This window comes from Streptomyces sp. NPDC107522, assembly GCF_055657525.1.
Window position 1 is genome coordinate 116243 of the sequence record NZ_JBVKAU010000004.1, and the last position, 13989, is coordinate 130231.

The 13989-nt window shown below is 71.6% G+C and carries 7 protein-coding genes and 1 tRNA gene; 1 reads left to right on the forward strand and 7 read right to left on the reverse strand.

The window, feature by feature from the left end; translation table 11 throughout:
- Nucleotides 1-314: 314 nt before the first annotated feature.
- On the forward strand, nt 315-1715 hold the full coding sequence (locus tag ACZ7L6_RS14455; protein ID WP_471923617.1) for a hypothetical protein: 1401 nt from the start codon (nt 315-317) through the stop codon (nt 1713-1715).
- Nucleotides 1716-1912: 197 nt separating this feature from the next.
- Here ACZ7L6_RS14455 and ACZ7L6_RS14460 read toward each other — a convergent pair whose 3' ends face one another.
- The 7 genes from ACZ7L6_RS14460 to tmk form a co-directional block, all read right to left on the reverse strand.
- A complete protein-coding gene (locus tag ACZ7L6_RS14460; RefSeq protein WP_471923619.1) occupies nt 1913-2623 on the reverse strand; it encodes a UPF0158 family protein in 711 nt (236 codons plus the stop codon).
- An 84-nt stretch (nt 2624-2707) separates the two neighbouring features.
- The gene (locus ACZ7L6_RS14465; protein WP_471923621.1) at nt 2708-4816 is read right to left on the reverse strand and encodes a hypothetical protein; all 2109 of its coding nucleotides are present in this window, start codon (nt 4814-4816) and stop codon (nt 2708-2710) included.
- Between the two features lie 260 nt (nt 4817-5076).
- Nucleotides 5077-6528: an AAA family ATPase gene (locus ACZ7L6_RS14470; protein ID WP_471924572.1), complete on the reverse strand. Its 1452-nt coding sequence runs from the start codon at nt 6526-6528 to the stop codon at nt 5077-5079.
- A 712-nt stretch (nt 6529-7240) separates the two neighbouring features.
- Nucleotides 7241-7314, reverse strand: a tRNA-Thr gene (locus ACZ7L6_RS14475).
- A gap of 142 nt (nt 7315-7456) precedes the next feature.
- Nucleotides 7457-9088: an alpha/beta hydrolase gene (locus tag ACZ7L6_RS14480; RefSeq protein WP_471923623.1), complete on the reverse strand. Its 1632-nt coding sequence runs from the start codon at nt 9086-9088 to the stop codon at nt 7457-7459.
- Nucleotides 9089-9242: 154 nt separating this feature from the next.
- The gene (locus ACZ7L6_RS14485; RefSeq protein ID WP_471923625.1) at nt 9243-10448 is read right to left on the reverse strand and encodes a DNA polymerase III subunit delta'; all 1206 of its coding nucleotides are present in this window, start codon (nt 10446-10448) and stop codon (nt 9243-9245) included.
- Nucleotides 10449-10644: 196 nt separating this feature from the next.
- Entirely contained in the window at nt 10645-13884 is a 3240-nt protein-coding gene (tmk, locus tag ACZ7L6_RS14490) for a dTMP kinase (RefSeq protein WP_471923627.1), read from the reverse strand.
- Nucleotides 13885-13989: the final 105 nt, after the last annotated feature.

The following is a 13989-nucleotide window of genomic DNA, read 5'->3' on the forward strand; positions in this document are numbered from 1 at the left end:
GGCATGAGCCACCTGCCGTGCCGGGCCACAAAGCCACAGAATCCGCCAGCAGTGTGACGCCGGGTCAGCGGCGGCCTCCGGCTCGCTGCCGCTCAGCACAGTTCTGTCCACCCATCTGGGCGCCCGATGTCAGTGCACTGCCGTACGCTGGCTTTCCGCACGGCCCGGACCACCGGCAGCACCGGAGGCACCAGTCGCAGCTCACCTACTTCCCCGTCCGGGAGTGCGGCAGTACCGCGCTCACCAGCGGAAATCTCCTTCTCGTTTGCGCATCCGCAAGGTTGCGCACCCAACGCGTCCCCGGAGTCTCCCGCATGCCCACCGAGCCCGAACTCACTCCAGTCGTCGACTTCCTGTGCGAGCACAGCCCCAGCAAGAGCCGCGTCATGGCCCTGATCGGTCCCTACCACGGCGCTCGATCCCTCACCGCAGTGTTCACCTGCAAGGACAAGCACCACGCCCACCAAGCGGTCCAGCTGCTGCGCCGCGCACTGGCCTCCCGCGACACCGCCGTTGTCATGGAAGACCTGGACACTCTGGCCACGGCGCTGCCCGACGCCCCCGCCAGCTCCTTGCGCGCGGCGACGGCCCACGCAGCCTCAGGAGCATGGCCCGCCCCCGCAGGCACGACGTTCTGCCCACCTGACGAAGACCTCGGAGAGGACGAGGACACGCAAGTCGACGAGGCACCCACCGCACCGGGGTCAAAGACGCCTGACGGCGCGCGGCTGAAAGAGCTGCCGGGCAAGGTCGTACGCATTACTCATCTGCGCGAGTTCCACATCACCGACGAGGACGCGCTCATACGCGCGGCCATCGACGCCGGCTGGGAGCCGCTGCCCGCGTCCGAGTTGGACGCGGACGATCCTCGCGATCTGGTCGGCGCCGTGATGACCCTGACCGAGAGCGGCAGTTGGATCACCGGTGCCGACACCCTGGAAGACCAGAGTGAGGCAGGTCTGCTGCGCGCCGAGCAGGGTGACGAGCTCACCGACTGGAGCCCCGTCCCGACAACAACCCACTTCCACCACGGGTGGCGGCTGCGCCGTGCGGTCCCCGACACGCCGGCCGACGAGGAAGAGCCCGACCTGGTCGCGCTCTTTCCGGTCAAGGAGTGTTCCTGCGGCGACGAGGACTGCGAGAACTGCGGCTGGCAACTCACCCCGCGCACCGCCGACCTGCTCCTGACCGCGCTGAGCGTTCTGGCCGACCAGGCCTACGACGACGCCGACGAACTACGGGACCAGCCCGTGACCAAGCAACAGCCCGGCGACTGGGAGCTGTTCACACGCCTGCCCGCCCTCACCTGGTCCGCCGACCGGAACTGGCGCCGCCGAATGGCACGAGCCTTCGACGACCTGACCGACGACCTGGAACACGGTCGATGGCCCCAACCCTCGTGCACGGCCGAGGAGATGGCCCTGCACCTGGCGATCGAGGACGCGCCCGGCTACCTGGACGACATCGACACCCGCGACACCGCACACGGCACCCTGCCCGAACACCGCGACGACTACGACTGGGACGCCTGCTCCGACCTGTTCTTCCAGGACCACGATGTCCTCATGCTGTTCGACGCGCGCCTCGACGGCATCGAGGACCCGGACGGCGACGTGAACCAGCGCCTCGGCATGGGAGACCTGCGCACCGCAGCCTGGTTCGAGCCATTCGGATACCCGGACGCCCGGGACCCGGGGCGCGGCTTCCGACGCTGACCGCAGCTTTGATGGCCGCTGCTCCGCCGCTCATCGGCGGAGCAGCGGCGACCACACCTCTGCGGCGCGCTCGGCCCCTCGGCGGTATGGGAGGAACATCCTCAACCAAGCGCTCAGAGAACCGCACTGGCCGGTGGACCCTCGGCTCACGGCGTCGGGGCCACCCCCGCCCGTCCTGGCCGGGGGTCGGGGCTGCCCTACCCGTCGCCACCGAACGGGAGCCATGGACGACAGCCCTCTTCGGCCAGCCAGGCGCGGGCCCGTCCGAGCCGTCGTTCATCGCTGAGCCGGTGGAACCGGTGCCAGGCGCGCTCGTCACGGGCGAGGACATCCTTGAAGCGCCGGAAGGCGCCTCGGCCACGGATGGCGGTCCGCAGCCGATCGGCGAGGGCGGTGTCACCGAGCATTTCGATGAACAGCTCCATGTCCTCGTAACCGTCCCGGGAACCCAGCGCCGGCACGGACAGCCACCGGTCGGGAGCGTCCGCCTCCTCGAACCCGGTATCCAGCTCATCGGCAATGGCCGGCCGGCACTCCCCTGTGGACAGATCGAGCCGACCACCAGACTCGACCGGGTCGCCCTCCAGCAGCATGGCGAGCATCTCCAGATCGACTGAGAGCGGACGAAGGGCGGGATTCACCACGTGCCCCACAGACCCGCGCAACACGTTCACCAGTTCCTCGTCGCCCTGGAAACCGCGCTCCCGCAATGCTCCGAGGAACGTGGCAGCCATCTGCGCGGCACCCGGCAGGCCCAGAGCAGCGGTAACTGCCACGCCGTCACCGGCCAGTTGCAGCACCTCGCTCACGGGCCCGCGGCGCAGCGCGGCAAGCAGCGCCTTCCCGTCCGCCCCGTGCAGTGCGCCGCGCACGGCCCGCAGCCCGTCCTCGTCCCATCCCTCGACCATGGCCCAGACGCTAACGCGCGTCACCGAGTCGTAGAACCGGCCGTCGGACCGGACGGTCGTCCGGTGCCGATCGGTGTCACCCTGTCACCGGCGCCGCTTGCGCCCGCCCCTGCCCGTAGAACGCCCCCGCCCGCGGACGCCGCGGTGACGAACTGCGGACGTACGCCAGGCCCTGGCCGCGAGGTGTCCGAGTTCCTCAAGCCCGGCCCGGTCCGGGTGCCCGGAGTCCAGCGCGGCGGCGACCGCGTCCCTGGCCTCGGCGCCCTGGGCGCGCAGTGCCTCCTCGCCGCCGCCCGCGCCGCCCGCCAGCTCCACGAGCTGGAGCAGGCTCTCGGCGAGCACCAGCAGATGCTCAGCGTCGGTCATGTCCTCGGGGGACAACAGTTCACGGTGCGCCAACGCGCTCAGCGCGAGCGGAGCCAGTACGGCGTCACCGCGCAGCGCACGCAGCAGCCGCTCGCCCTCACCGTCGGGCCACGCCACCGCCAGCACGTCGAGCATCGCCTGTGCCCGCGTACGGAAGGATGCACCCGCCATGGCTCGTACGGCGTCGGCCAGTTGCCGCAGTGCGGCATCCCGCTCCCCGCGGGCCGAAATCCAGCCGGCCAGTTCCGCGCGTGCGGTATCTGGGTCGTAGTCCTCGGCCAGCACCCCCAGCAGACCGGCCGCCGGTGCCTGGACCAGCTCACCGACCAGCGGTGCGTCCCGGCCGGCCGCCAGCAGCCGCCGCCGTACGGCCCGGGTGCCCAGTTCGGTGAGGCGGATGAGTTCGACGGGCCCTGCGGTCAGTTCCTCACGCAGGCGGCGGTCACGCTCCCGCGCCTGAGCCGGATCCGCTGACGCCCCCACGGCGCCCAGCAGCTCCGCGAGTTCCTGCGGCATGCCCGCAGGCAGTTCTGGTCCGGAATCCTCTGGATCGGAGACATCGGCCTCCAGGAACACCGGATCGGCCATCCCCTGTTCGCGCTCGACCGCGCCCAGGTCCACCAGCACGTCGAGCACCGAACGCAGGTCCCGGTCGGCGTGCTCGAACCACATCCAGTGTCGAAGCTCCGAGCCGCCGTCCAGTTGGAAGCGGGCCCGGTAGCCCAGGTGAACAGAGTCACGCAGCCGCGGCCAGGGCATCGGGTACGGCAGGCTGTAGAGCGTGTTCAGTACGTCCTCGAGCATCTCGCCGTAGATGTCGAAGAGCATCGACTCGACGTGCCAGCCGCTGGGCGCCCCAATCAAGGCCTGCCGCAGTTCGAAGAGTGCGTCGAAGGCGCGCGACCAGAGCTGAAGCGGGTCGGCCAGCACCGGCCGGGCCTTGGCCACCGCGTACAACCGGCCCTTGGCGACCTGGACCAGCCGCGCCTTCTTCGCCCACTCCACGAGCAGTCCCAGCCGCGGCAGGTCGGCCGAGGAGCGCACCCCCTCGGTCCTGTCCCCGGTGCCCAGCACGCCCACCAGCTCGCGGGCGTCGGCCATCCGCAGTCGCCCCGCGGCCGTCACCACCCGCCCCTCGCGCCCCGCCCACTCCGCAAGCCCCCGCAACTGCGCCACAGTCGTCGACGCCTCGGCCCGTAGCCGCAGTTCACCGTCCGGAGGGAGCACCACCGGCAGCTGCGGCTCGGCCCGGACTCCGTCGGCCAACACACGCCCGTTCAACCGCCGATCCATGATCTCGTCAAGAGCTCGCTGATCGTAAGCGACCTCCCCTCGCTGGGCGCGGTCCGCGAACCGCTGCAACGCCGCCCCGTCCATGACGTCCACGCCCTGCTCAGCAGCGGTCACCGCCCAGAACTTCGCCAGGCCCCAGCGAGTACGGTCCACCATCGCCGCCGGATACCGCTCCTCGGCCGCGTCCACCGCGCCGAGGGATTCACCGATCGCGGGACCGCGCGGGTCCGCCAACTGCACGGCATGCAGAAAGCGCAGGAGGGTGCGCAACGTGCCCGGACCGTCGCCGCGTTCCTCTCCGGGAAGCTCGGTGACCTGCTGGGGGAGCCAGGACAGCAGCAACTCCTCCACATGCCGCGGCTCCCACAGCCCCAGCCGACCGTCGACGGTCGCCCGGTGCCGGTAGTCCAACGCCGCCTCAGCCATGAACGCGTTCACCGGCAGCCCCTGCTCCCCCGCCCACCGGACCAGCCGGTCGACCAACAGCCCACACGCCGCCTCGAACTCGTCCTCGGCTCCGGCTTCGCACCGCATCCGCATGAAATCCGCCCCGCCTGTCCGCAGCCTTGCTCGCCTCGCCACGCTACCGCCGAATCAAGACGAACCACTCTCGGCCGAGGCTCTTCGGGCACCACCGACATGTCGTAGTGGCTGCCCGCGCTCACCGTGCCCGTCCGACGACGGATCGCGCCGGGTCGTACGCTCTCGCGCCCTCCTCGCCGAAGAGCCCGGACTCCTCATACGGGTCCGCCGGCCGGTGCGGCCGACCGGTCCCCCGCTCTGCAGATCGAGAGTCACTCTCCGTGGTAAAGGCGGGCCAGGTCGATCAGTTGAATCGTGGGGTCGTTCTTTGCGAGGTGGTTCAGCTCATCGGTGAAGCCGGTGCCGCTGAAGCAGTAGAGCCTCGTTGCCTCGGTAGCCGTGCCGCTCCTGATCAGGAGGGAACGGATGTGCCGGAGGCGTTCCAGGTGGCCGGCTCCCATCACCTCACTCCACTTCGCTTCGCCGATGGCGAGCAGCACCTGGCGACCCTCTTGGCTCTCGCCATGGACTGCGACGTCGACCTCGTGGCTGGTCCTGGCAGCCGGGTCATTGACGGTTCCGCCGGCGACGCGTGTGACGTGTCCTCCCTGGGTGTCGGGGGCCGCATGCCAGCGGGCCCATTCCCGGCAGACCTGCTCGAAGTGCGGACCGACGACTTTGCTGCGGAAGGTGGACTGGGTTCGGCGCCATACGTCGGGCGCCCGCCCGGGGCGTTCCAGATCGCCCCAGGCCGGGCGCATGACCGCGTGGTAGAAGGTGACGAGCGGTTCGGCGATGCGGTAGGCGGAGCGGTTGCGGCGAAAGGCGTCGGCTTCATGGGTGATCATGCCGACGTCCTGGAGAACGCTCAACGGGTGGGCGAGGTCGGTGGACTTGCGCCCCAGGTAGTCGGCGATGCCGCCACGAGCGGCGTTACCGGCGGCGATGGCTGCCAGGACCGAGTGATACAACGCGGTGTCGTGAAGTTCGGGCTCCTCGGCGAGAAGGTAGCGGGCCTCCCGGAAGAGCGGACGCGCCGGGTTGAGCACCGCACGCACGACCCAGGCATCGAAGTCGTCCGGCCCGGCAGGAGTGTCCCCCTGGGTGAACTCACGGCGGTAGGCGGGCGTACCCCCGACGATGGCATTGGTCAGCAACGCCGTGCGCGGGTCGTCGATCTGCCAGAACTCGGCCGCGAGCCGGAAGTCCAGGGTCGGGACCACGAGTTCGAGACCGGCTCGGCCCCGCAGCGGAGCATTGCCGGACAGCAACCGGCCCATGAACGACAGCGCGGAACCGCACAACAGCAGACGCACCGGAGTGTTGCTGTGCTGGGCAGCGGGGTCCAGAGCGCGCTGGATGATCGAAGGCAGGGAGGGAGACGCCTTGGCGAGGAAGGGGAACTCGTCGATGACCGCCACGGCGGGACCGCCCGCGTCGGCGATGCGCATGAGTTCCGCGACCGCCTCGTCCCAGTGCGCGAAACGGAACGGAGTCGGCTGCCCGCGATAACGGGCCAGTGCCTCACCGAACTGACGCAGGGCGTCGGCCTCGGTGGTCTCGGTGGCGGTGAACATGAAGCCACCACTGGCACGAGCGACGGCATCGAGCAGGAAGGTCTTGCCCTGCCGGCGACGACCGGAGACCACACCCAGCGTGGCTTGCGGGCCCGGCAGGGTGGCGAACCGGGTCAGCTCGGCCCATTCGAAGGCGCGGTCGAACATCTCGGCGGGCTTGTCCACAGCACCAGCTCCCATATATAGATGCAGTTATTATAGCTTCACTTATTTGCTTCACTGATCGACCAAACCGACTCCGGATCTCGCGAGGCGAACACCTGCTGCCGCTAGCCCCAGCCGTAGGACCCATTGAAGGATTCCGGCTCGTTCCACAGCCCTTCCGGGTTCGTGCCACTGGGCCGCCCTGGGCTCTTCCGGCCGGGTGAGGTTCGGGCGGGGGTGGACCACGTGAACGGAAGCGGCGGATCGCGCGCGGGCCGCAGAACCCCGAGAGCACGACTGGCACATCTCGCGCGTACGGCATTCACACCCTCGCCCCCACCCCGGAACACCACCGGGCCGACGAAACCGACCGCGCCCGCCTTCCTGATCAGGATTGTGCGACATCGACAACCTGACCGGAGCCAGCCCTTCCCGCTCGACCGCCCGCCATCAACGCTGGCTGCCGCACTGCCGTTGCACCGATGCGCTCCCCTCCCACACTCCATCGCCAACCAGAGGCGATCAGGAAGCGGCGAACTCTCGAAACCACAAGGCCAGAGGGGTATCCGCACGCACACCCCGGGGAACCACACCGCCACGAACCTCCGACCTGCGCATTGCGCCTGCGCAGGTCAACCGCCGCAGTCCAGCCCGGACGACACAGCATGAATAACAGAAAACCCCAGGTCAGAGACCTGACCTGGGGTTCAAAAAGAGCCGCCTTCGGGATTCGAACCCGAGACCTACGCATTACGAGTGCGTTGCTCTGGCCATCTGAGCTAAGGCGGCGCGCCGTCCGCACTATGGTGCGATCAGCAACGTCGGTAAGTCTACACAGTTTCTGGAGTGCTCCGTACCACCGCATCCGGGGCCCCGGACAGCCGGCGCCCGGCCCCGGAGGGGTGTCCTCCGGGGCCCTCCGGGGCGGCTGTCAGCAGCGCTTGTCGCGGGTGGGCGGCGTCCCGCGGAGGAGATAGGCGTTGATCGTCCTGTCGACGCACGCGCTGCCCCGCCCGTACGCGGTGTGGCCGTCACCCTCGTAGGTGAGCAGGCGGGCCGAGGAGAGCTGGCGGGAGAGGGCCCGGGCCCAGCGGTACGGGGTCGCCGGGTCGCGGGTGGTGCCGACGACGACGATCGGGGCCGCGCCCTTCGCCTCGATGCGCTGCGGCGTGCCGGTCGGGGCCACCGGCCAGTACGCGCAGTTCAGGGTGGCCCAGGCGAGACCCTCACCGAAGACGGGGGACGCCTTCTCGAAGGCGGGGAGGGATCGGCGTACCTCGTCGGGGGTCGCGAAGGCCGCCGGGAGGTCCAGGCAGTTCACGGCCGCGTTGGCGAACATCAGGTTCGTGTAGCGGCCGTCGGCGTCGCGCTCGTAGTAGCTGTCGGAGAGGACGAGCAGGCCGGCGCCGTCGTTCTCCCGCATCGCCGCGGACAGGGCGTCGCGCAGTTGCGCCCAGGCCCCCTCGTCGTACATCGCCGCGATCACGCCGGTGGTGGCGAGGGATTCGCCGAGTACACGGCCGTCCGGGTCGCCGGTCGGGATGGGCTTCGCGTCGAGCTTCTCGAAGAAGGACTTCAGGTTCTTGCCGACGTCGGCGGCCTTCCTGCCCAGCGGGCAGTCACGGTGCCGCACGCAGTCCCGCGCGAACGCCTGGAACGCCGTCTCGAATCCCGCCGTCTGGTCGAGGTTCATGCGGCGGGCGGGAAGGGAGGGGTCCATCGCGCCGTCCAGGACGAGCCTGCCCACCCGGTTCGGGAAGAGCCCGGCATACGTCGCCCCGAGGAAGGTCCCGTACGACGCGCCCACGTACGTCAGCTTCTCGTCCCCCAGCGCCGCCCGCAGGATGTCCATGTCCCGGGCCGCCTCGGCGGTCGAGAGGTGGCGCAGGACGCCGGCCGCGTCCGCTCCGCACCCTTCCGCGAACCTCTTGTACGCGCCGACGAGCTCCTCGGTCTCCTTCTCGTCGTCGGGCGTGAAGTCGGTCTGCGTGTACCTGTCCATCGCCCGTCCGTCGAGGCATTCGACGGGCTCGCTGCGGGCGACTCCGCGCGGGTCGACCGCGACCATGTCGTAGCGGGCACGCACCTCGGCCGGGTAGCCGATCCCCGCGTACTGCTGGAGGTAGCCGACCGCCGAGCCGCCCGGGCCGCCCGGGTTCACCAGCAGCGACCCGAGCCGCTCGCCCGGTCGCGTCGCCTTCTTGCGGGCCACGGCGAGCCGGACGCTCCCGGCGTCCGGCTTCGCGTAGTCGAGCGGCGCCCTCATCGTGGCGCACTGGAAGCCGGGCGCCCCGCAACTGCGCCAGGTCAGCTTCTGCCCGTAGTACGGCGCGAGCGCGGCCGGCGTCGAGCGCGGCAGCGCGGTGAGGGCCGCCTCGGCCGCAGGACGACCAGGACTGCTCGGCGAACCCCCGGCCGTACAGGCGGAGACGAGCAACGTGGCGACGGCCAGCAGGCCGCCGACCACGCGGGCTCGTCGGGGGTTCGAGCGGCGTTGGCGAGGACTGTGGCCGCCGCTTGGGCTCGGGGCTGTGCTGAGTGGGGAGCTGCGCCTGTTGTGCATCAGGCGAGCGTAACTCTGTGCAGCCGCATGGATGCCGTACGTGCACACGACGGCTCGTTCGAGTTACATGGTCAACCTCCCGTTGATCACGTGCGAGGGGACGGGGAGGGGAGGGGAAAGGGGCGAGTGATCGGGGCGGCGGCCCCTGGACGTCTCAGCCCGCTCTGAGGGCCATGGTCATCGCCTCCACCGCCAGCAGCGGCGCCACATTGCGGTCGAGGGCGTCGCGGCAGGCGGCGATCGCCTCGATGCGGCGGAGCGTGGACTCGGGGGAGCTGTCGCGGGCCAGGCGCTCCAGGGCGTCCTCGGCGTCGGTGTTGGCGAGTGCGACGCGGGAGCCGAGCTGGAGGGCGAGGACGTCGCGGTAGAAAGCGGTGAGGTCGGTCAGGGCGAGGTCGAGGCTGTCGCGCTGGGTTCTCGTACGGCGCCGCTTCTGCTTGTCCTCCAGTTCCTTCATCACGCCCGCCGTGCCGCGCGGCATCCTGCCGCCCTGGGCCGCGCCCAGCGCCGCCTTCAGCTCCTCGGTCTCCTTGCCGTCGATCTCCTCGGCGAGTTGCTTGGCGTCCTCGGCTGCGGCGTCCACGAGTTCCTGGGCGGCCTTGAGGCACCCGCCGACGTCACCGAGACGCAGGGGCAGCTTGAGGACGGCGGCCCGGCGTTCGCGCGCGGCCGGGTCGGTGGCCAGGCGGCGGGCCCGGTCGACATGCCCCTGTGTGGCTCGGGCCGCCGCGGCGGCGACGTCGGGCTCGATGCCCTCGCGCCGCACGAGCATGCCGGCGACGGCGTCGACGGAGGGCGTGCTCAGGTTCAGGTGACGGCAGCGGGAGCGGATGGTGGGCAGGACGTCCTCGATGGAGGGGGCGCACAGCAGCCAGACCGTACGGGGGGCGGGCTCCTCCACGGCCTTAAGGACGGCGTTCGCCGACTTCTCGTTCAGCCGCTCGGCGTCCTCGACGAGGATGATCTGCCAACGGCCGTTCGCAGGTGAGGTGAACGACTTGCGGACGGTGTCCCGCATGTCGTCGGCGAGGATCTGCGTGCCGACGGCGGCGACGGTGGTGACGTCGGCGTGCGTGCCGACGAGCGCCGTATGACACCCGTCGCAGAAACCGCATCCAGGGGATCCGCCGAGGGCACGGTCGGGGCTGACGCACTGCAGGGCCGCCGCGAAGGCCCGCGCCACCTGATTGCGGCCCGCCCCGGGCGGCCCTGTGAACAACCAGGCATGCGTCATCTTGGACGCCTCGGGAAGCGGCGCGTCGGCAGCAACGGCGGTGACGAGGGCGTCGGCGTCCCGAGCGGCAGCATCCAGCTGCTCACTCACCTTCTCCTGCCCGACCAGGTCGTCCCATACGGTCACGGGTCACGCCGCCCTTCCGTCACATCGCGCGTCCACATTTCGCGTCGCGGATTCCATTGTGGGGGGCGGCACTGACAATCGGGGCGCGCCGGGCGACAGGGGGTAGTGGTGCATCTGCGGGCCGGTGAGGGCAGGTCACGTAGTTCCCCGCGCCCCTCGGGTCGGCCCGGTCACGCCGTCATCACTGCGGTCAACCTCAGCGCCGCCGGCCCTTCCCCCAGCCCCCCTCGTCGTCGTACCCGTCCTCATGCGGCCCCAGCAGCTCGTCAGCCAGCGTCGGCAGATCATCCAGCGGCGTCTCCTCGGCCCAGTCGGACCGAGCCCTCCGCCGGGGCGCGCCGGCCTCGTCGACCTGAGGCAGTTCACGCGTACGTTCCTCGTCGCGGAAGAACCCCGGCGGAACCCGACCCGCAGCTCCCTCCTCCGGCACCGGAGGCAGGACCGCCGTCTCGTCCGCCGCCCGCGGAGGAACCTGCGGAAGCACAGCCGTCTCATCGCCGGCCCCCGGCGCCACTGGCGGCAGCACAGCCGTCTCGTCCGCCGCGCCCGGCGGCACCGGCGGCAGCACAGCCGTCTCGTCCGCGGCCCCCGGCGGCACCGGCGGCTGCGGCAGCTCCGCCGTCACCTCGGAGTCGGACTCCCCGGCGGCACGGTCACCGGAACGCCGCTCACCGCCGCGCTCGTCATCGCGCACCGGACGCAACACGGTCGTCTCGTCCGCCGCCCCGCCCGGCGCCTTCCCCGGCGCCACCACCGGCGTAGGAACCGTCGCCGCGTCCCCCGAGGCAGCCCCGCTCCCGGGTCCCGCCGGCTTCGGTCCCGCCTCCGCGGCGGCCGCCGCCTGCTCCGCGAGCCGACGTGCCTCCTCGGCCCGCAGCAGGGCCTCCTCGGCCTTGCGCTGCTTCTCCAGGCGGAGCGCCTCCGCCTCGGCCCGCAGCCGCGCCTCTTCCTCGGCCTGCTTGCGGCGCCGCTCCTCCTCGGCCTTGCGGCGCGCTTCTTCCTCGGCGCGTGCCTTCTCCTCCGCGAGGAGCCGCTGGCGCTCCTCCTCGGCCCGCCGACGCGCTTCCTCGGCCCGCTGCCGGGCCTCCTCCGCCTGTCGTTCGGCCTCGCGCCGCTGCGCCTCCTCCAGCTCGCGCCGCTTGCGCTCCTCCTCCTCGGCGCGCAGCCGGGCGAGCTGCTCCTGGCGCTCGCGCTCCAGGCGCTCCTCCTCGGCCTTGCGGGCGGCCTCTTCCTCGGCCTTGCGGCGGGCCTCCTCCTCGGCCTTGCGGCGCGCTTCCTCCTGCGCCTGGATCTCCGCCTCGGACAGCGGCAGCATCTGGTCGAGCCGGTGCCGGATGACCGTCGTCACCGCCTCGGGCTCCTGGCCCGCGTCCACCACCAGGTACCGGCCGGGGTCGGCCGCGGCCAGGGTCAGGAAACCGGACCGCACGCGCGCGTGGAACTCAGCCGGCTCCGACTCCAGCCGGTCCGGCGCCTCGGTGAACCGCTCGCGCGCCACCTCCGGCGAGACGTCCAGCAGGACCGTCAGATGCGGAGCGAGACCGTGGGTCGCCCAGCGGTTGATGCGGGCGATCTCCGTCGGGGACAGGTCGCGGCCGGCCCCCTGGTAGGCGACCGAGGAGTCGATGTAGCGGTCCGAGATCACGACCGCGCCGCGCTCCAGCGCGGGCCGGACGACCGTGTCCACGTGCTCCGCGCGGTCCGCCGCGTACAGCAGCGCCTCCGCCCGGTGCGACAGCCCGGCGCTCGACACGTCCAGCAGGATCGACCGCAGCCGCTTGCCGACGGGCGTCGCCCCGGGCTCGCGCGTGACGACGACCTCGTGGCCCTTGCCCCGGATCCACTCGGCGAGCGCCTCGGCCTGCGTGGACTTCCCGGCGCCGTCGCCGCCCTCCAGGGCGATGAAGAAGCCGGACGCCGCCGGCACCTGCTCGGGGTCGTCCCCGCCGAGCACGGCGTCCCGCAGGTCCTGCCGCAGCGGCACGCCGGAGCGGTCGTCGACCTTGGCCAGCACCACCGCGGCCACCGGCAGCAGCAGCGCCCCGACCAGCATCAGCGTGAACGCCGCACCGCCGTGCGCGAAGACGAACTTGCCGCTCTCCAGCCGGTGCGGCCCGATGAGCGCGGCCACCAGCGGCGCGATCACCGCGCCGAGCGCCACACAGACCCGTACGACGGCGTGCAGATGCTCGGTCGTGCGCGGCCGCCGGAATTCCTCGGCCTCCTGGTCGAGCAGGGTGTGCCCGATGTTGGCGGCCATACCGGCGCCGAACCCGGCCAGCGCGATGATCAGCAGCACGGTGGTGACATCGGGGACGAGTCCCGCGGCCAGCAGCGCGATGCCGGTGAAGGCGATCACCAGCGCCAGCAGCCGGCGCCGCGACAGCGCGGGCAGCACGGAGGGCGCCGTGCGGATGCCGACGACCACGCCGCCGGTCAGCGCGAGCACGAGCAGGCCGTACAGCACCGGCCCGCCGCCCAGGTCCTTGGCGTGCAGCACGGCCACGGCGACCGCGGCGGACACCGCCCCGGCGATGGCCGCGCAGGCGAGCACCAGCAGCGGGATCGCGCCGGTACGGCCCTTGTCGACGCCAGAGCCGGTCTTGGGTCGGCGCAGCCCCTCGAGCGGCGACCGCGCGCGCGGGGTGCGCGTGTCCGGCAGCTCCAGGAAGGTCAGCACGGACAGGGACGCGGCGAACAGGCCGGCCGCGACATACGACGCGAGGGCCGCCTGATGCTGCTCGAACCAGTCGAGCCCGGCACCGAGCAGGTTGTTGAGCAGGGCGGCGGCGACGAGTGTGGCGGCGGCCAGCGGGATCGCCACGAAGCCCGTACGCAGCGACAGGCGGCGCAGGGCGTCCATGTGGTCCGGCAGCGGTCGTACCGTCGCGCCCTCCGGCGGCGGGGGCGGCAGCAGCGCGGGCGCCGCGCTCTCCCGGCACACCGTCCAGAAACGCTCGGCGACGCCGGTCACGAAGACGGTCACCAGGAGGACGGCCAACGCGTTGTCCGGCGTCCAGTCGATCCACAGAGGCGCGACGATCAGCAGGGCGGCCCGCAGGCCGTCCGCGCCGACCATGGTCCAGCGCCGGTCGAGCGGGCCCTCCTGGGAGGTGAGCGAGGTCAGCGGGCCGAGGAGTACGGCGCCGAAGAGCAGGGTCGCCAGGATGCGCACCCCGAAGACGGTCGCCACTGCGAACGCCACGCCCCGGTACCCACCGCCGAACGACCCTTCGGCGATCGCCGCCTGAAGGGCCAGCAGAACCAGCACCAGAAGAGCGAGGATGTCGCCGACACCGCCCACCAACTGCGCGCTCCACAGCCGCTTCAGCTGCGGTCGGCGCAGCAGGGCGCGGACGGCACGCTCGCGGGAGTCCGCGACCAGGGCGTCGTCGGGGGCGGGGCTGGAGGCCGTTGTCTGCTCGGCTCGGGTCATGCTTTCAGCCTATCGGGACGCACTGACAGCCCGGCGCGCCCGCCCGAACGTACGCCCGCCCCGACACCAAACTGATGCCGAGGCGTTCGTTTTGCGAACCGGGAG

What these genes read in the sequence shown, in the direction of transcription:
- ACZ7L6_RS14455 (WP_471923617.1), top strand. Translation starts at nt 315, where the DNA reads ATGCCCACCGAGCCCGAACTCACTCCAGTCGTCGACTTCCTGTGCGAG.
- ACZ7L6_RS14460 (WP_471923619.1), bottom strand. Translation starts at nt 2,623, where the DNA reads ATGGTCGAGGGATGGGACGAGGACGGGCTGCGGGCCGTGCGCGGCGCA.
- ACZ7L6_RS14465 (WP_471923621.1), bottom strand. Translation starts at nt 4,816, where the DNA reads ATGCGGTGCGAAGCCGGAGCCGAGGACGAGTTCGAGGCGGCGTGTGGG.
- ACZ7L6_RS14470 (WP_471924572.1), bottom strand. Translation starts at nt 6,528, where the DNA reads ATGTTCGACCGCGCCTTCGAATGGGCCGAGCTGACCCGGTTCGCCACC.
- ACZ7L6_RS14480 (WP_471923623.1), bottom strand. Translation starts at nt 9,088, where the DNA reads ATGCACAACAGGCGCAGCTCCCCACTCAGCACAGCCCCGAGCCCAAGC.
- tmk (WP_471923627.1), bottom strand. Translation starts at nt 13,884, where the DNA reads ATGACCCGAGCCGAGCAGACAACGGCCTCCAGCCCCGCCCCCGACGAC.